General features: G+C 62.9%; 17 protein-coding genes. 6 read left to right on the forward strand and 11 right to left on the reverse strand.

Translation table 11 applies throughout. The features are described from left to right. The first annotated feature begins 132 nt into the window (after window positions 1-132). Window positions 133-2454 carry an ATP-dependent Clp protease ATP-binding subunit ClpA gene (gene clpA, locus O4H31_RS14460; protein ID WP_067629557.1) on the forward strand — a complete coding sequence of 774 codons (2322 nt, stop codon included), beginning with the start codon at window positions 133-135 and terminating at the stop codon, window positions 2452-2454. Continuing rightward, on the forward strand, window positions 2451-3404 hold the full coding sequence (locus tag O4H31_RS14465; RefSeq protein WP_269346882.1) for a M23 family metallopeptidase: 954 nt from the start codon (window positions 2451-2453) through the stop codon (window positions 3402-3404). The genes clpA and O4H31_RS14465 overlap by 4 nt, the downstream gene beginning before the upstream one ends. Before the next feature lie 16 nt (window positions 3405-3420). Here the strand turns inward: O4H31_RS14465 and O4H31_RS14470 are convergent, their stop codons facing one another. The 3 genes from O4H31_RS14470 to O4H31_RS14480 all read right to left on the reverse strand — a co-directional run bounded on the left by O4H31_RS14470 (window position 3421) and on the right by O4H31_RS14480 (window position 7159). Then, window positions 3421-5358, reverse strand: a complete 1938-nt coding sequence (locus O4H31_RS14470; protein ID WP_269346884.1) for a peptidoglycan -binding protein — start codon at window positions 5356-5358, stop codon at window positions 3421-3423. Beyond that, complete coding sequence (locus O4H31_RS14475; RefSeq protein WP_269346886.1) at window positions 5358-6557, reverse strand: biopolymer transporter ExbB; 1200 nt, start codon at window positions 6555-6557, stop codon at window positions 5358-5360. The genes O4H31_RS14470 and O4H31_RS14475 overlap by 1 nt, the downstream gene beginning before the upstream one ends. Before the next feature lie 71 nt (window positions 6558-6628). Continuing rightward, entirely contained in the window at window positions 6629-7159 is a 531-nt protein-coding gene (locus tag O4H31_RS14480; protein WP_269346889.1) for a gamma-glutamylcyclotransferase, read from the reverse strand. 66 nt (window positions 7160-7225) lie between these two features. Between O4H31_RS14480 and O4H31_RS14485 the strand changes: the two genes are divergently transcribed. Next, window positions 7226-8233: a DUF2125 domain-containing protein gene (locus tag O4H31_RS14485; protein WP_269346891.1), complete on the forward strand. Its 1008-nt coding sequence runs from the start codon at window positions 7226-7228 to the stop codon at window positions 8231-8233. 7 nt (window positions 8234-8240) lie between these two features. Here O4H31_RS14485 and O4H31_RS14490 read toward each other — a convergent pair whose 3' ends face one another. The 5 genes from O4H31_RS14490 to O4H31_RS14510 all read right to left on the reverse strand — a co-directional run bounded on the left by O4H31_RS14490 (window position 8241) and on the right by O4H31_RS14510 (window position 12581). After that, a complete protein-coding gene (locus O4H31_RS14490) occupies window positions 8241-9035 on the reverse strand; it encodes an extensin family protein (RefSeq protein WP_269346893.1) in 795 nt (264 codons plus the stop codon). Continuing rightward, complete coding sequence (locus O4H31_RS14495) at window positions 9032-9952, reverse strand: prephenate/arogenate dehydrogenase family protein (RefSeq protein ID WP_269346895.1); 921 nt, start codon at window positions 9950-9952, stop codon at window positions 9032-9034. Before O4H31_RS14495 ends, O4H31_RS14490 begins: the two co-directional genes overlap by 4 nt. After that, window positions 9952-11034 (reverse strand): histidinol-phosphate transaminase, encoded by a 1083-nt coding sequence (gene hisC, locus O4H31_RS14500; protein WP_269346897.1) that lies wholly within the window; start codon window positions 11032-11034, stop codon window positions 9952-9954. Before hisC ends, O4H31_RS14495 begins: the two co-directional genes overlap by 1 nt. Before the next feature lie 188 nt (window positions 11035-11222). Continuing rightward, window positions 11223-11843, reverse strand: a complete 621-nt coding sequence (gene rpsD / locus O4H31_RS14505; RefSeq protein ID WP_269346899.1) for a 30S ribosomal protein S4 — start codon at window positions 11841-11843, stop codon at window positions 11223-11225. 168 nt (window positions 11844-12011) lie between these two features. Continuing rightward, a complete protein-coding gene (locus O4H31_RS14510; protein ID WP_269346901.1) occupies window positions 12012-12581 on the reverse strand; it encodes a DNA-3-methyladenine glycosylase I in 570 nt (189 codons plus the stop codon). A 103-nt stretch (window positions 12582-12684) separates the two neighbouring features. On the opposite strand from O4H31_RS14510, the gene O4H31_RS14515 reads away from it, so the two are divergent. From O4H31_RS14515 to phbB, 3 genes are all read left to right on the forward strand, one after another. Then, complete coding sequence (locus tag O4H31_RS14515) at window positions 12685-13527, forward strand: EAL domain-containing protein (RefSeq protein ID WP_269346903.1); 843 nt, start codon at window positions 12685-12687, stop codon at window positions 13525-13527. Between the two features lie 164 nt (window positions 13528-13691). Further along, the gene (locus O4H31_RS14520) at window positions 13692-14867 is read left to right on the forward strand and encodes an acetyl-CoA C-acetyltransferase (protein WP_067629601.1); all 1176 of its coding nucleotides are present in this window, start codon (window positions 13692-13694) and stop codon (window positions 14865-14867) included. A gap of 76 nt (window positions 14868-14943) precedes the next feature. Then, a complete protein-coding gene (phbB, locus tag O4H31_RS14525; protein ID WP_269346905.1) occupies window positions 14944-15666 on the forward strand; it encodes an acetoacetyl-CoA reductase in 723 nt (240 codons plus the stop codon). A gap of 188 nt (window positions 15667-15854) precedes the next feature. Here phbB and O4H31_RS14530 read toward each other — a convergent pair whose 3' ends face one another. The 3 genes from O4H31_RS14530 to O4H31_RS14540 all read right to left on the reverse strand — a co-directional run bounded on the left by O4H31_RS14530 (window position 15855) and on the right by O4H31_RS14540 (window position 17099). Continuing rightward, window positions 15855-16019: a YdcH family protein gene (locus O4H31_RS14530; RefSeq protein WP_082849498.1), complete on the reverse strand. Its 165-nt coding sequence runs from the start codon at window positions 16017-16019 to the stop codon at window positions 15855-15857. Between the two features lie 100 nt (window positions 16020-16119). Continuing rightward, the gene (locus O4H31_RS14535) at window positions 16120-16887 is read right to left on the reverse strand and encodes a tRNA1(Val) (adenine(37)-N6)-methyltransferase (RefSeq protein WP_269346908.1); all 768 of its coding nucleotides are present in this window, start codon (window positions 16885-16887) and stop codon (window positions 16120-16122) included. Continuing rightward, entirely contained in the window at window positions 16884-17099 is a 216-nt protein-coding gene (locus tag O4H31_RS14540) for a DUF2007 domain-containing protein (protein WP_067629600.1), read from the reverse strand. Before O4H31_RS14540 ends, O4H31_RS14535 begins: the two co-directional genes overlap by 4 nt. Window positions 17100-17142 lie beyond the last annotated feature (43 nt).

Raw genomic sequence — 17142 nt, forward strand, 5'->3', positions numbered from 1 at the left:
GACCGATTCGGACCAGAATCTTCTTGAAGATGGGCGATGATCAACCAAACTCTAATACTATGAGGCCATGGTCGGACCGGGGCCTGAGATATCTCAGCACCTCACCGACCCCGATCGAAAAGGAGCACGCCCGTGCCTTCATTCTCGACTACACTTGAGCAGGCAATCCACGCGGCCCTCGCGCTGGCAAACGCCCGCCGCCACGAATTTGCAACGCTCGAACATCTGCTGCTGGCCTTGCTCGACGAACCCGACGCCGTGCAGGTCATGAAAGCCTGTTCCGTTGATGTCTCTGACCTGCGCGAAACGCTGGTCGAATTCGTCGACGATGATCTGAGCAACCTGATCACCGACATCGACGGTTCCGAAGCGGTGCCCACGGCGGCCTTCCAGCGCGTGATCCAGCGCGCCGCGATCCACGTGCAATCCTCGGGCCGGACCGAAGTGACAGGCGCGAACGTGCTTGTCGCCATTTTCGCCGAACGTGAAAGCAACGCCGCTTACTTCCTGCAAGAACAGGATATGACCCGCTATGACGCGGTGAACTTCATCGCCCATGGCGTCGCCAAAGACCCGGCATATGGTGAATCCCGCCCCGTCACAGGCGCACCAGAAGCCGAAGAAGAGGCACAAGGCGTCACCGATGGCGACAAGAAGGAATCCGCGCTGGCGAAATACTGCGTGGACCTCAACGCCAAATCCCGCGAGGGCGATATCGACCCGCTGATCGGCCGCGAAGGTGAGGTCGAGCGCTGCATTCAAGTGCTCTGCCGCCGCCGCAAAAACAACCCGCTGCTGGTGGGTGATCCGGGCGTGGGCAAAACCGCCATCGCCGAGGGGCTGGCACGCAAGATCGTCGCTGGTGAAACCCCCGAAGTATTGGCCAACACCACGATCTACTCGCTCGACATGGGCGCGCTCTTGGCAGGCACCCGCTACCGCGGTGACTTTGAGGAACGTTTGAAAGCCGTCGTGACCGAGCTCGAAGAGCATAAAGACGCCGTGCTCTTTATCGACGAGATTCACACCGTGATCGGTGCCGGTGCTACGTCGGGCGGTGCCATGGACGCCTCAAACCTGCTGAAGCCCGCGCTTCAGGGGGGCAAGCTGCGCACCATGGGCTCCACCACCTATAAAGAGTTCCGCCAGCACTTTGAGAAAGACCGTGCGCTGTCGCGCCGGTTCCAAAAGATCGACGTGAGCGAGCCTTCGGTCGAAGACGCCACCAAGATCCTCAAGGGTCTGAAACCCTATTTTGAGGAGCATCACAGCGTCAAATACACCTCCGACGCGATCAAGACCTCTGTCGAACTGGCGCACCGCTATATCAACGACCGCAAGCTGCCTGACAGCGCGATCGACGTGATTGACGAAGCCGGGGCCGCACAGCATCTCGTGGCTGCCTCCAAGCGCCGCAAGACCATCGGCACCAAGGAGGTCGAAGCCGTGGTGGCCAAGATCGCCCGCATCCCGCCGAAAAACGTCTCCAAGGACGACGTGGTGGTGCTGAAGGATCTCGAAAGCTCGCTCAAGCGGGTGGTCTTTGGTCAGGACGATGCCATCGTGGCGCTGTCTTCGGCCATCAAACTGTCCCGCGCGGGCCTGCGCGAGCCGGACAAACCCATCGGCAACTACCTCTTCGCCGGACCAACCGGTGTGGGTAAAACCGAGGTCGCCAAGCAGCTGGCTGATACGCTCGGCGTGGAACTCCTGCGTTTCGACATGTCGGAGTATATGGAGAAACACGCCGTCTCTCGTCTGATCGGCGCTCCTCCGGGCTATGTCGGTTTTGACCAGGGTGGCATGCTGACCGATGGCGTGGACCAGCATCCGCACTGCGTGCTGCTGCTCGACGAGATGGAGAAGGCGCATCCGGATGTCTACAACATCCTGTTGCAGGTGATGGACCACGGCAAGCTGACAGATCACAACGGCCGCACAGTGGATTTCCGCAATGTGGTACTGATCATGACCTCCAACGCTGGTGCTTCCGAGCAGGCGAAAGAGGCCGTGGGCTTCGGCCGCGAACGTCGCACCGGTGAAGATACCGCCGCGATCGAGCGGACCTTCACGCCGGAGTTCCGCAACCGTCTCGACGCTGTTATCAGTTTTGCGCCGCTGCCGAAATCGGTGATCCTGCGGGTGGTCGAAAAGTTCGTGCTGCAACTCGAAGCGCAACTGATGGACCGCAACGTGACCATCGAACTCAGCAAAAAGGCCGCCGAATGGCTCGCCGACAAGGGCTACGACGACAAGATGGGCGCCCGCCCCCTGGGACGCGTGATCCAAGAGCACATCAAAAAGCCGTTGGCCGAGGAACTGCTCTTTGGCAAACTGGCCAAAGGTGGTGTGGTCAAGGTTGGCGTCAAGGACGACGCGCTGACACTCAAGGTCTTGGGCACCGAAAGCAAGCGCCTGTCAGGTGATCGGCCCCCGCTGCTCACCGCGGAATGATCACACGGGCCGCGCTGGCCCTGATCCTCTCCTCCGCCAGCCCTGCGCTGGCGGAGGATTTGCAACTGGCCTTTCCGCTGGATTGCACCCTCGGGCAGGATTGCCACATCCAACAATACATGGACCAAGACCCAAGTGCCGCGGCGCACGATTACCGCTGTTCGGGGCTGACCTATGACGGCCACAAGGGCACCGATTTCGCCCTGCCCGACCGCGCAGCGATGGCGGCAGGTGTCACCGTCCGCGCAGCGGCGGCTGGCATGGTCAAAGGGCTGCGAGACGGCATGACCGATGGCGCGCCACTCTCCGAAGTCCAAGGGCGCGAATGCGGCAACGGCGTGGTGATCGACCTTGGCCGCGGATGGGAAACACAGTACTGCCACCTGAAACGCGGCTCGCTGCGCGTAACGGAAGGGCAGGAGGTCGCTGTCGGCGACGCTCTCGGGCTGGTCGGCCAGTCCGGCAAAGCGGCCTTTCCGCATCTACACCTGTCGCTGCGCCATCACGGCAATCCGGTTGATCCATTCGCCCCCGAAGGCAAGGGTTGCGAGGAAGAACCAGCTAAGTCGCTCTGGGAAGACACCCCGCCCTACCGCCCCGGCGGGCTGATCGCGCTCGGCTTTGCAGACCGCATTCCCAGCTATGATGAAATCAAGGCAGGCGATGCACATCACGACACCCTGCCCGAGGATGCGCCTGCCTTGGTCATCTACGGCTACAGCTACGGCACCCAAAAGAACGACGTGCTGCGCCTCAGCCTTGCGGGGCCAAGCGGCACCGTGATCGAAAGGGATGTGGTGCTAGAGAAGCCGCAGGCGCAGTCGTTTCGTGCCATCGGCAAACGCGCCGCCGCCGGAACATGGCCCGCCGGGCGCTATCGCGGCACGGTGACCCTGCTGCGCGATGGCCGGGTGATTGACGAAAAGACCGGCGCGTTGACGGTGCAATAGACCGGCTTCCCCCCGCTCACTTCTCGGTAAACTTGAGCTCAATCCGCCTGTTCTGCGCCCGCGCGGCCTCCGTATTGCCCTCAGCCACGGGCTGATACTGGCCAAAGCCATTGGCAGCCAAACGATCCGGCGCGATGCCGAGGAAATTGACCATATATTTGACGACCGAAAGCGCGCGCGCTTGGCTGAGTTCCCAGTTGTCCGCAAACTCCCCAAAGCCGGAAAGCGGCACATTGTCGGTATGACCGTCGACCCGGATCACCCAGTCGATCTCTGCCGGGATATCACCCACCACGCTGCGCAGAATGCCCGCCACCTTGGCAATCTCGCCCTGCCCGTCTTGGCTCAGCACCGCACTGCCCGGCCCGAAAAGCACCTCGGAAGAGAAGACAAATCGGTCGCCTTCGATCCGCACGCCCTCCTGATTGCCCAGAAGGTCACGCAACCGGCCAAAGAATTCCGAGCGGTACTGGGCGAGGTTCTTGCTCTCCTCCTCCAGCCGCTTTCGCTCCGCCGCTTCGAGCTCGGCGCGACGCCGTTCCTCTGCCGCCACCCGTGCCAGCGCTGTGTTCAACTCGGACCCAAGCGATTGCAACTCAACCGATCTCGCCGCATCCCGCGCCACGGCATCGTCGAGCAGCGCCTGTAGGTTGCCCAGTTGCGCGCGCAGTTCCGCGACCTGCTGGTTCAGCAATTCGGTCTGACGCTGTGCCTCGGCGCTTACTGCCTTCTCGTCGGCCAAGGTCGCTTCGGCCTGCGCCAGAAGAGCGGCGCGGCGCTCGGCGGCGGTGGTCTTGTCCTCGGCCAGCGTTTCAGCGGCAAGCTTTGCCGCCAGCGCCTGCGCCAGACGTTCGCGCAGATCCGACTGCGAGCCGCTCAGCGCTTCACCCTCTTGTTCAAGGCTCTGCACGCGGGCCAGCGCCTCGGCCAAGCGGGCATTCAACGCCTGCTCGGTCACCTCCGCCTGTGCCAGTTGTGCGCGCAAGTCCTCTTCGGTGCCCTCTGCCGCGTCCAACTCTTCGGCCAAGGCGGCGCGCTCGGCCTCCAGACCTGCACCGCTTTGTTCAGCCGTCTCCAACCTCAGCAGGGCTGCGGCGAGTTCGCTGTCCAGATCGCTTCGCGCCGCGCGCGCGGCGGCCAGCAAGGTCAAGGTGTCTTCGGCCTTCTTGCGCTGCGCCTCAAGGGAAAGGGTCATGGCCGTCAATTCCGCATCCGCGTCCTCAAGCCGGTCGCGCAATGCCTGTGCCGCTGCGGCTTCGGCCAGACGGGCGGCTTCCTCGGCGCTGAGCGCCTCTTCGGCCTCTGCCACCTCGGCGTACAGTGCTGCGACCTCCGCCTCGGTTTCAGCGTTTTGGGCACGCAGATCGGCCACCAGCGCATCCAACGCCTCGCGCTTTGCCGCGGCCAGCCGGGCCGTTTCCGCCTGCGCGTCGATCTCTTCCCGCGCGGTGCTCAGCGCGAGGTTCAGCGCCTCTTGCTCATCAAGCAACGCGGCTTCGCGGTCTTCCAAGCTTCCGATGCGCGCCTGATCTTCGGCCTGCGAAGCCAAAAGGGCCGCCACCCGCGCCTCGAACCCGGTGATCTCGGCCTCGGCGGCCTGCAACGCGGCCTCTTGCGCGTCGCGTTCAGAGGTCAGCCCGGCGATCACCGCTTCTTGGCGCGAAACCTCATCGCGGGCATCGTTCAGCGAGGCGGTCAGCGCGCCAAGCCGGGCCTCTAGCCGCGCGGTGGTGCGTTCCTCGACGCCAAGCGCTTGAGCAAGAGCCGCGACCTCTCCGGCCAGTTCGTTCAACTCGCTCTCTTGGCCGCTGATGCGTTCGGTCAGGACGAATTGCACGACCATAAAGATCGTCAGCACGAACATCAGAACCAGCAAAAGCCCGGTCATCGCATCGACGAACCCCGGCCAGATCGAGCCCTGAAACCGTGCGCCTGTCCGCCGGGAAAGTGCCATTACTGGTCCCCGCCACCGGGGACATCGCCGGCCCGCAGGCGACGGGCCTCAGGCGCACGCTGCCCGGAAAGCGCCTTGGCCAGCAGTGAGATATCCTTGCGGAATTCGGCCATCGTCTCTTGCCGCCCGGCAGAAATCTCTTCGAGAATGCGCAGCATCTGAACGTCGATTGAGCGCAGCCGCATCCGGCTCTCCGCGTCGATCCCCTCGCCCGCCACTTGCCCTTCGAGCACGGCAATCAACCGGTCTTGCCCGTCGGCCACCCGATCAAGCGCGCTGTTCGTCGTCGTGTCATGCTCCATCCGCGTTGTCATCCGGTCCACGGCATCGGCAAGCTTGCCCAGCTTGTCGTCGACCATAGCGCGGCTGACGTCGGACTGGGTGAACATCTGCTGCATTTCGGCCATCTGTTCGACCATCTGGTCCATCACGCTGGCCATGATATTTTGGTCGCCCACATCGTCGCCCGAGGTCAGCCCGACCCGCGTGATGGAGCTCAGCCAATCTTCGAGCTCTTGATAGAAACGGTTCTGACCATGGCCCGCAAAAAGCTCCAAAAGCCCGACGACGAGAGACCCCGCAAGCCCCAAAAGCGATGAGCCAAAGGCCACGCCCATGCCGCCCAACTGCGCCTCAAGCCCGGTCATCAGGCGACCAAAGACATCAACCCCCGCCTCCCCCTCGCCGGGGGCGAGCGAGCGGATCGTGTCGACCACCGCAGGCACCGTCGTGGCGAGCCCGTAGAAGGTGCCGAGAAGGCCGAGGAAAATCAGCATGTTGACGATATAGCGCGTGATCTCGCGCACCTCGTCAATACGTGAGGCGACAGAGTCGAGGATTGATCGGGTGGAGGCTGTACTGACCTGCATCCGCGCACCGCGTTGGCGCAACAGCGATGCCAAAGGCGCCAGCAACTGTGGCGGTTGCGCGTCGGGTTCGGAATTGTCAGCGGCGAAATCCTCAATCCAGCGGACAGAGCCGATCAGCTGCGTCACCTGATAGAAACAGGCCAGCACACCGACGACGAAAACAAAGATGATGACCCCATTAAGCCATGGGTTCGCGGCGAAGATCGGCAGCACGCTGGGCAGGGCCAAAAATGCCCCTACGCCGGTCAATGCCAATACGATCAGCATCAATGAAATCTGACGCACCGGTTGTGAAAACTGCGGTTTTGCCTTGCGGTCTGGCTGTGCCATGCGGCCTTTCCTGACCCTCTATTCTGCTCTTGGCGCAGCTTACACTGAAACAGCGAGGAGTTGCCAAGTTTTTATGAGGCTAAAGCCTTTACGCGATCATGCAACCACTCCAACGCGGGGTCATGCAAGCCCACTTCGGCAAGATGCACGGCAGTGTTGATTAAATACTCGGTATTTGGCCCGCGTCCGCCTACGGCGCGAGCAATGATCTGGGCCTGTTCTTCCAGTGGCAAGCCGCCGCAATACTGGTCATGCGCCGCGTCGATCACATAGGTCACCGCCTCCACGTCGCGGCCGTCGGTCAGATGCACAGTGAGGTTTTTCTCCACATAGGCCGAGGAGATTAGCTCACGTTCGCGCAGATAGTCCAGCGTCTGCGCCTCGTGGCCCGCAGCCACGCGCATCGCCATGCCTTCGCAGGCCGAGCGGACAGATTCGTCGAGCGCCAGCACCAGCCCCGGCTGCTCCACCGTGCCGCGGTGGTGGATCGAACGCATGCAGAACGACCGCGCATAGCCCGGCAGCGTGGCGATCACGCTTTCCGCCACCTCAAAACCGGGGTTCCACAAAAGGCTGCCATAGCCAAATACCCACATTGTCATCCTGCTGGTCCTTTTTGCTGGCCTTCGGTAAACCGCATCTGAAGCACGATTTGAAGGGCTATCGAAATGCGGAAACTGGTTTGGCTGCTGATTGTGCTCGCCGTACTTTGGGGCGCGTGGTGGGCCACTGCGACGACGCAGATGCAAAGCACCCTGACCGGCCTGCTCGACACCCGCCGCGCGACGGGGTGGGAGGTTACGCTCGAGGACATCAGCAAATCGGGATTCCCCCTCTCCTTGCAAAACCGGCTGAGCGGGCTTGCCGTGGCGGCCCCCGCCCGCAGCTTGGCATTTGAGGCCCCGCAGCTTGATCTTTCCGCCCCGGTCTGGTGGCCCGGCGACCTTTCTGCGCGCGCCTCGGTCGCAAGCGCCGCGCTGCCTGCGGGCGCGCTGCCCTTGACGCTGAACATACGTGACCTGCGTGCCGATCTGGCGCTGCACCCCGGGACCACGCTTCAACTAGAAGCGATTGAGCTGCGCAGCACGCATCTTGAGGTCAATGGCCCCGACGGGCTGTTGCTGGAAGCCGAAGAGCCCCGGATGCGGGTCACGCAGTCTTCGGGCGCGGCGCGGGACTATGACATTGCCTTGCTGCCCGGCGGCATTACACCCGGCCCGCTGCTGCGCAAGGTTTTGGGGGACAGCGCGGTGCAGCCCGGCGGGCAGCCGATCCTGTCTGCGCGGATGGCCGTGACCTTTGCCCGTCCGCTGGATCGTCATAGCGCGGCGGCGGGCACCCTGCCGCAGATCAACGCGCTGACGGTTGAGAATGTCGATGCCGCATGGGGCGACGTGGCACTGGGCGCCGAAGGGGCGCTGACCTTTGATGCCGAGGGCATTCCCGAGGGGGTGCTGAGCCTGCGGGTCACCAATTGGTCCAAACTGCTTGATGCGGGCGAGCGTGGGGGCTTCCTGCCGCCCTCCATGCGCGGGCAGGTGAATACCATGCTGCGGCTGTTGGAGGCGCGAGGTGGCACGCCGGGCGGACTGGATCTTGATCTGGTCTTTGCCGATGGGCAGATGGTCCTTGCGGGCCTTCCGCTTGGCCCGGCACCGCGATTGATCCAGCCGTAAGCGGGCCTTAGCGGCAGTAGCTGCCGCTGCGATACCGCGCCGTGTCGAAATGGAAATGGTCTTGGTGATAGCGGTCTGCTTCTGGCCCAAGCACCGTGCCGAACGGCCCGCAAGCACCCCGGTGTATCCGCCGCATCGCCTTGCTGCTGCGGCGAGCGCGCCAACCTTTCAACACGGTGATCAAGCTGCCGTCCGCCAGTTCAAACCCGGAGATATCAATCGCGCGGCCCTTTCCGTGCTCTGATATCTTGCCGCCCTTACGGTTGTTGCGCGTGCGGCAAGCGTAATGCGCAGCGACCCGCAGCTCTCTGAGCCCGCCGCCCTGTCCCGCCAAGGCAGGCACCGCCGACTGGCGCACCCATGTGTCCAGCGCCTTGGCCGTGGTGCAATCCATCACCGCGGCATTGCTGAGCTTGATGCCAGAGACGGAGCGCACCTTGACTGCGTTCTCGATCCCGCAACCGTTGATCTTGCCGGGCACCCGGCCCACTGGCGTGCCCTGTATTGCCAAGTCTCCGCAAACTGCCCCCTTGGCCAACATCTGCCGACGTGCGCGGGCGGTTTTCTCAATCTTGCGGCTGCGCAGCGCGGGACGAAGCGAATTTTCCAACCCCCGCCCCCCTTCAGCAGCAGCCCGGGCAGCGGGGTCACGTTTGGGCTGTTCGATCGCACCCGAGGGCACGACGATCAGCGGCAAGGTGTCCCCGTTGTCTCGCGGGACCGGGCGTTGCGAACTGTCCGGCCCCGCAGCGAGGGCGACTTGCCCCAGCACGATCAGCGGCAGGACAGCCCAGCCCTTCATGACTTGCGTGCCCCCCGGCCAAAGTCTGGCGCGTCGGTGTCTTGCCCCGCCTCGATAATGCCGCGCCGGATCGCGCGGGTGCGGGTGAAATAGGCGTGCAGATGATCGCCGTCACCGGTGCGGATCGCGCGTTGCAGGGCAAAAAGTTCTTCGGTGAAGCGGCCGAGGATCTCCAGCGTGGCGTCCTTGTTGGTCAGGAACACATCGCGCCACATGGTCGGATCGCTCGCCGCGATGCGGGTGAAGTCCCGAAAACCGGCGGCGGAATATTTGATGACTTCGCTGTCGGTCACCCGGCGCAGGTCGTCGGCCACGCCCACCATCGTATAGGCGATGAGGTGCGGCGCATGAGAGGTAACCGCGAGCACCAGATCATGATGCTCGGCGTCCATTTCCTCGACATTCGCCCCCGCCCCTTCCCAAAGCGCACGCAGCCGCGCGATGGCGTCCTTGTCTGTCCCCTCGACTGGGACCAGCAGACACCAACGGTTGTCGAAAAGCTCGGCAAAGCCGCTGCGCGGGCCGGAGTGTTCGGTCCCTGCCAGCGGGTGCGCGGGGATGAAATGCACGCCTTCGGGCAGATGCGGCCCCACCTGCGCGATCACGTCGGCCTTGACCGAACCCACATCCGTCACCGTGGCACCGGGGGCCAGATGCGGCGCGATTTCGGCGGCGACGGCCCCCATGACGCCCACCGGTACGCAGAGCACCACCAGATCGGCGCCCCTAACGGCTTCGGCGGCGCTGTCACAGACGCGGTCGCAGAGGCCGATCTCGCGCGCCGTCGCGCGGGTCTCGTCGCTACGGGCATAGCCTGTGACTTCGCCCGCCAGCCCGCCGCGTTTCATTGCCCAGAAAAGCGAGGAAGCGATCAGCCCCAGCCCGATCAGAGCGACCCTGTCATAGACCTGAGCCATCAGCTGCCCCCCTTGAACTGCCGCACCGCATGGACCACCCGGCGGCAGGCGCTTTCGTCGCCTACGGTGATGCGCAAGCAGTTGGGCAAGTTGTATCCCGCCACCCGGCGCACGATCAGCCCTTGGGACTTGAGGTAGTCGTCGCAGGCCTCCGCCTCGGCCTGATTGGCGAAACGGGCCAACACAAAATTGGCAAGCGAGACATCCGAGGCCACGCCGATCTCGGCCAGCGCATCGGCGAGCCATGTGCGCCAGCGGGCGTTCTCGGCCCGGCAGTGGTCGGTATATGCCCGATCCCGCATCGCCGCTTCGGCGGCGTTAAGTGCGGCCTGCGAGAGGTTGAAAGGCCCCCGCACGCGGTTCAGCACGTCGATCACATGGGCGGGTCCATAGCCCCAACCGATGCGCAGACCGCCCAGCCCGTAGAGCTTGGAAAAGGTGCGCGTCATCACCACGTTATCGCGCCGGTCCACCAGTGCGGCCCCGCCGTCGTAGCCCTCGACATATTCGGCATAGGCCCCGTCGAGCACCAGAAGCGCCTGCGGCGGCAGCCCCTCGGCCAGCCGTTCGATCTCGGCCAGACCGATCATCGTGCCGGTGGGGTTGTTGGGGTTGGCGATGAACACCAGCCGCGTCGCATCGGTACAGGCGGCGAGGATCGCGTCGACATCGGTCACCCGCTCACGCTCGGGCACCTCCACGGGCGTCGCCCCGGCGGCGAGGGCCGAGATACGGTACATGGCAAAGCCGTGTTCGGTGTGCACCACCTCGGTCCCCGGTCCGGCATAGGCTTGGCAAAGGAAGGCGATGATTTCATCCGAGCCCGCGCCGCAGATGATCCGCCCTGCATCAAGGCCCAACACCTCGGCGATGGAGGCGCGCAGCGCGCTATGATCGGAAGACGGATAGCGATGCAGATCATAGGCCGCGCGGCGATAGGCTTCGACGGCGGCAGGGCTTGGCCCCAGCGGGTTTTCGTTCGAGCTGAGTTTGACCACATTCTCAAGGCCCGCGACATGCGCCGCACCCCCTTGGTAAAGGTCAATCTCCATAATGCCCGGTTGCGGTGCGATCTGTGTCATCTCGCTCTTTTCCTCACGCTACTGCCGCCCTTCTATCGGGGCGACAGCGGTGATGCCAGAATCATTCTGCATCTGCGCTTCCGCCGGACAGCCTGTTGCATCGCTGCGCCCCAGCCCAGCCCCGCGCAAAGAAAAAGGCCGCGCGGTTTGCACCACACGGCCTTTCGGTATTCGACGGGCGAAGAAACTTAGTTCTTCGCGTAGAATTCCACAACGAGGTTCGGCTCCATGACAACCGGGTATGGCACGTCGGACAGGCCGGGTGTGCGCACAAAGGTTGCTGTCAGCTTGGAGTGATCCGGCTCAAGGTAGTCAGGCACATCACGCTCGGGCAGCTGAACGGCTTCAAGAACGGAAGCCAGCTGCTTGGAACGGTCACGCACTTCGATGACGTCACCCTCTTTCACGCGGTAGGAGGGGATGTTCACTTTTTTGCCGTTCACACGAACGTGGCCGTGGTTCACGAACTGGCGCGCTGCGAAAACGGTTGCAACGAACTTGGCGCGGTACACAACGGCGTCCAGACGACGCTCAAGCAGACCGATCAGGTTTTCACCTGTATCGCCTTTAACACGCTCGGCTTCGCCGTAGATGCGGCGGAACTGCTTTTCGGTCAGGTCGCCGTAGTAGCCTTTAAGCTTCTGCTTGGCGCGCAGCTGGATACCGAAATCGGAAATCTTGCCTTTACGGCGCTGGCCGTGCTGGCCGGGGCCGTATTCACGACGGTTCACCGGGGATTTCGGACGGCCCCAGATGTTTTCGCCCATGCGGCGGTCTAGTTTGTGCTTGGCAGCTGTGCGTTTGGTCACGGCTGTTCTCCTTTATAAGGCCCCGAGGGGCGGTAAAGGGCGTTGTCCTTTGGCCGAAGCCCGACAGGCTTCCCCTTGCGGGGTCCACCAACACCAATGAAGGGGCGCTTATACGGTGCCATGGCCGGGAGTCAACGGGGGATTTCAGCGAAGACGATACGCCCTGCCTTAACGCGCCATCGCGGCACAGGGGCCGTGTCGGTGGCAGGTCAGAATGTGATCATTCACCAGCCCGCAGGCCTCCATCCACGCATAGGTGATCGTCGGTCCACAAAATTTAAAACCGGCTTTCTTCAGGTCTTTGCTCACTTGTTCTGACAGCGCAGTTTTCGGCGGCACCTCAGCCTGTGTGGCAAAGCCGGGCTGCAACGGCACCCCATCCACATAGCGCCACATGAAGCCGTCAAAGCCCTCGCGTGCCTCTAGTTCCTGCCAAGCACGGGCATTGGTGATCGCGGCCTCAATCTTGCCCCGGTGGCGGATGATGCCCGGATTGCCCAGCAGGCGCGTGACATCCGCCTCGCCCCACTCGGCGATCTGATGCGGATCGAACCCGGCAAAGGCCGCCCGGAAATTGTCCCGCTTTTTGAGGATCGTGATCCAGCTTAGTCCGGCTTGAAATCCGTCGAGAATGAGCTTTTCCCACAACGCACGGCTGTCATATTCGGGCACACCCCATTCGGTGTCATGGTAGGCTTGGTAAATCGGGTCGTCCCCGGCCCAGTCACAGCGCTGCATCTTAACCCTCTCGCGTGATCCACCGCGGAAATCACCGCTGATTAAGACCGTGTTATCTCCTTTGCGCCCATACCGACGGCAGGACAGAAAGAAGAGTACCGCCGTGCCCCGTCGATTCCAACGCCCTATCGCCGATATCCCCCCCGGAGGGGACAGCCCGCTTAACCACGCGATCACGCAACGCGATGCCGCGACGCTGGAAATGGTGCGCGACGCCGTGGCGCACCGTCAGACCCTGCTGGCTTTCCAGCCGGTCGTGCGGGCCAGCGATCCGACGTCCATCGCCTTTCACGAGGGGTTGATCCGCCTGCTTGACCCCACCGGCCGCGTGATCCCGGCCAAGGATTTCATGCCGGTCATTGAAGATACAGAAACGGGTCGGCAGGTGGATGTTCTGGCCCTGCGCCTCGGGCTGAACGCGCTGTACCACCACCCCGGATTGCGGCTGTCGATCAATATGTCGGCCCGTTCCATCGGGTATCAGGAATGGACCCGCGTCTTGCGCCACTGGCTGGCCCGCGACGCGACCTTGGGCGAACGGCTGATTCTAGAGATTACCGAAAGCTCCGCCATGATGGTGCCGGAACTGGTGGCGAACTTTATGGATCAATTGCAGCCCTATGGCATCTGCTTTGCCATGGATGATTTCGGTGCGGGGCAAACGGCGATCCGCTATTTCAAGGATTTCTACTTCGACATCCTGAAACTCGACGGGCAGTTCATTCGGGGCATCGCGACAAACCCCGACAACCGCGCCCTGACCGCCGCGCTGATGTCGATCGCCACACATTTCGACATGCTCACCGTGGCCGAATGCGTGGAGAACGCAGCTGACGCAGCGGTCCTGGTCGAGATGGGTGTCGACGGTTTGCAGGGCTACCATTTTGCCGCCCCCACGACCCGGCCCGCCTGGCTTGGGTTCGACCGCATGCGCGCCACAGGCTGACCGGGCAAAGAGGGTAACGCCATGTCGGCAGCGTGCCGCTGCCTGCCCAGTTGCCGCATTGCAGCGCATCCGCTATCACTAGCTTAGAGGGACGGGAGCGCCCACGCCCGACGATGGCGCGTGTCGGTGTGCCCCCGCCCAACAAGGTAGAGGAAAGTCACATCATGACCAATGTCGTCATCGCATCCGCCGCCCGTACCGCCGTGGGCAGTTTCGGCGGGGCGTTTGCCAATACACCCGCCCATGATCTGGGTGCCGCCGTTCTAAAAGAACTGGTGGCCCGCGCCGGGGTCGACCCGTCCGAAGTCTCTGAGACCATTTTGGGGCAGGTGCTGACCGCCGCCCAAGGCCAGAACCCCGCGCGTCAGGCGCATATCAATGCGGGCCTGCCGAAAGAAAGCGCCGCTTGGGGCATCAACCAAGTCTGTGGCTCGGGCCTGCGCGCCGTGGCATTGGCGGCCCAGCACATCCAACTGGGGGATGCGAACATCGTCGCCGCTGGCGGTCAGGAGAACATGACCCTCAGCCCCCACGCGCAGAACCTGCGTGCGGGTCAGAAGATGGGCGATCTGCAGTTCATCGACACGATGATCCGCGACGGTCTGTGGGATGCGTTCAACGGCTACCACATGGGCCAAACCGCCGAAAACGTCGCCGAAAAATGGCAGATTTCCCGCGACCAGCAGGATGAATTCGCCGTCGCTTCGCAAAACAAGGCCGAGGCCGCGCAGAAAGCTGGCAAATTCGCGGATGAGATCGTCGCCTACACGATCAAAACCCGCAAAGGCGAGACTGTCGTCGATCAGGACGAATACATCCGCCATGGGGCCACCATGGAAGCCATGCAAAAGCTGCGCCCTGCCTTTACCAAAGACGGCTCGGTCACTGCGGCCAACGCCTCGGGCCTGAACGACGGTGCAGCCGGTGCCCTGCTGATGAGCGCGGATGACGCCGAAAAGCGCGGCATCACCCCGTTGGCGCGCATTGCCTCCTATGCCACGGCAGGTCTCGACCCGTCGATCATGGGCGTCGGCCCCGTCTATGCCTCGCGCAAGGCGTTGGAAAAAGCCGGTTGGAAACCAGAAGACCTCGATCTTGTGGAAGCCAACGAAGCCTTCGCCGCGCAGGCCTGCGCTGTGAACAAGGAAATGGGCTGGGATCCGGAAATTGTGAACGTCAACGGCGGTGCAATCGCGATCGGGCACCCCATCGGCGCCTCCGGTGCGCGCGTGCTCAATACTCTGCTGTTCGAAATGCAGCGCCGCGGGGCCAAAAAAGGTTTGGCAACGCTGTGTATCGGCGGCGGTATGGGTGTTGCCATGTGTCTTGAGCGCCCCTAGAACTACAGTTGGCGCGCAATTTTGTTGCGCGCCAAAACATGCAATTGCAAGAACATTACCTTGAGGGAGGGATTATATGTCACGCATCGCTTTGGTCACCGGGGGAAGTCGCGGGATTGGCGCGGCCATTTCGACCACGCTGAAAGACAAAGGCTATACCGTCGCCGCCACCTATGCGGGCAATGACGAAGCCGCCGCAAAATTCACCGAAGAGACCGGGATCAAGACCTATAAATGGAACGTGGCAGATTACGACGCCTCTAAAACGGGGATCGAACAGGTCGAGGCCGATCTTGGCCCCATCGAGGTGGTTGTCGCCAACGCGGGCATCACCCGCGATGCGCCTTTCCACAAGATGACCCCCGACCAGTGGAACGAGGTCATCGCCACCAACCTCACCGGGGTGTTCAACACGATCCACCCGGTCTGGCCCGGCATGCGTGAGCGGAAGTTCGGCCGTGTCGTCGTGATCTCTTCGATCAACGGCCAGAAAGGTCAGTTCGCCCAAGTGAACTATGCCGCGACCAAGGCGGGCGATCTGGGCATCGTGAAGTCATTGGCCCAAGAGGGCGCGCGCGCAGGCATCACTGCCAATGCGATCTGCCCCGGCTATATCGCGACCGATATGGTCATGGCCGTGCCCGAGAAGGTCCGCGAAAGCATCATCGCGCAGATCCCCGCAGGGCGTCTGGGGGAGCCTGAGGAAATCGCCCGCGCCGTGGCCTTTCTCGTCTCGGACGACGCGGGCTTCATCAATGGTTCGACTATCTCAGCCAATGGGGCGCAATTCGTCGTTTAATCGACGCCAGCATGGAATCGAAAAGGCCAGCCCCTCGACGGGCTGGCCTTTTTGGTTGCGGCGGGAGGGGCCGTTCACCCGTCACGCTCAGTATCTCTTCTGGCATCCCCCTGCCCTAAGCAAAGGCTGCCGCCCCGCCCCAGCGAAACGACAGCCCTCGAATGAAATTCTCAATTCACGGGTGAGAGTCAGCTCGACAGGCGGCTAATCTCCTCCTTCAGGCGCAGTTTTTCCTTTTTCATGGAAGCCACTTGTAAATCGTCCATACCGGGGGCGCGTTGTGCGGTTTCCACCGCCTCACTCATCGCCTGATGCTTCCGCTTCAGGGTGTCCAGATGTGCGTTCAAAGCCATACAATCCTCCATGATTGGTGTGTGGAATTTCAGTGGACCACAGCGCGACCCACAAGTCACGCAGCACCGCAGCATAGAGGGGAAGTTGGTAAAAAAACGCTTAAGAAGTAGGATAAGTCAGCGGCGCGCCGCGACGCAGGACCGCTTCGATTTCCGGTACATAGCTGTTGCCATCCGATTCATGCCGCGCGCCAAGGTGCATAGCGTAGCTGTGATAGAGCCGGAAAGCACCGCGGCCATTTTTGCGTGCACGCAAAAGAATCAACTCCGGCATTCGCCCCGCGCGCGAGGCCAAGGGCAGCACTTCGACCGATCCCATCTCATGCGGAAGGGCGGCCAGAATCTCAGGTAGCCGTTCTGCGCGGTGGATAAAATGAGCCTGCCCTTTGGGTTTGAGCCGCCGCGCCGCGGTGCGGATCCATTGCCGCAGGGGCGTGGCTTCGCCCAAGGCGGTCTCTCGCCCCGGATCGCGGGACTGAACCGAGGCAGCCCGGTCGAAATAGGGCGGATTGGCCAGAACGTGGTCAAATTGTCGCTGGCGCAGATGCGGGGGCATGTCGGTCAGATCGGCCTCGACCACCTCAAGCGCCGCACCGCCATTGCGCCGCGCGAGTTCGGCATAGGCAGGTTGCAGTTCACACCCCGTCAGCGTCAGCCCCGGCACCCGCGCGCCCAGACAAAGCACCGCCGCACCGACCCCGCAGCCCAATTCCAGCACGCTTTGCCCCGCCGTGGCCTCAATGCTCGCGGCCAGCAAAACAGGATCCACCCCGGCGCGGTAGCCCCGCCCCCGGCGCGGCTGCCAGAGGTGCAACTTGCCGCCCAGAAAAGCGTCGCAGGTCAGGTCGTCTTCGGCAAAACGGGTCACAGCCCCAGCGGAATCTCATTATCGCGCATCACCCGCACAGCGGCGTCATGGTCATCGGGGTGCACCATCAAGCGGCGCGGGAAAATCCCGATGCCCCCTTCGAGCACGCTCATGTTTACGTCCATTTCAAAGCAGTCTATATCCTCCCCCCTGAGAAGGGCGGTGGCAAAGGCGATGATGGTCATGTCGGTGCTGCGCAAAAGTTCCTTCATATCAAAGATGTAGAGCCGGATCACCGGCATGTCGAGCGGGACG

It is taken from the genome of Sulfitobacter dubius (genome assembly GCF_027214245.1).
Taxonomy (GTDB): domain Bacteria; phylum Pseudomonadota; class Alphaproteobacteria; order Rhodobacterales; family Rhodobacteraceae; genus Sulfitobacter; species Sulfitobacter dubius_A.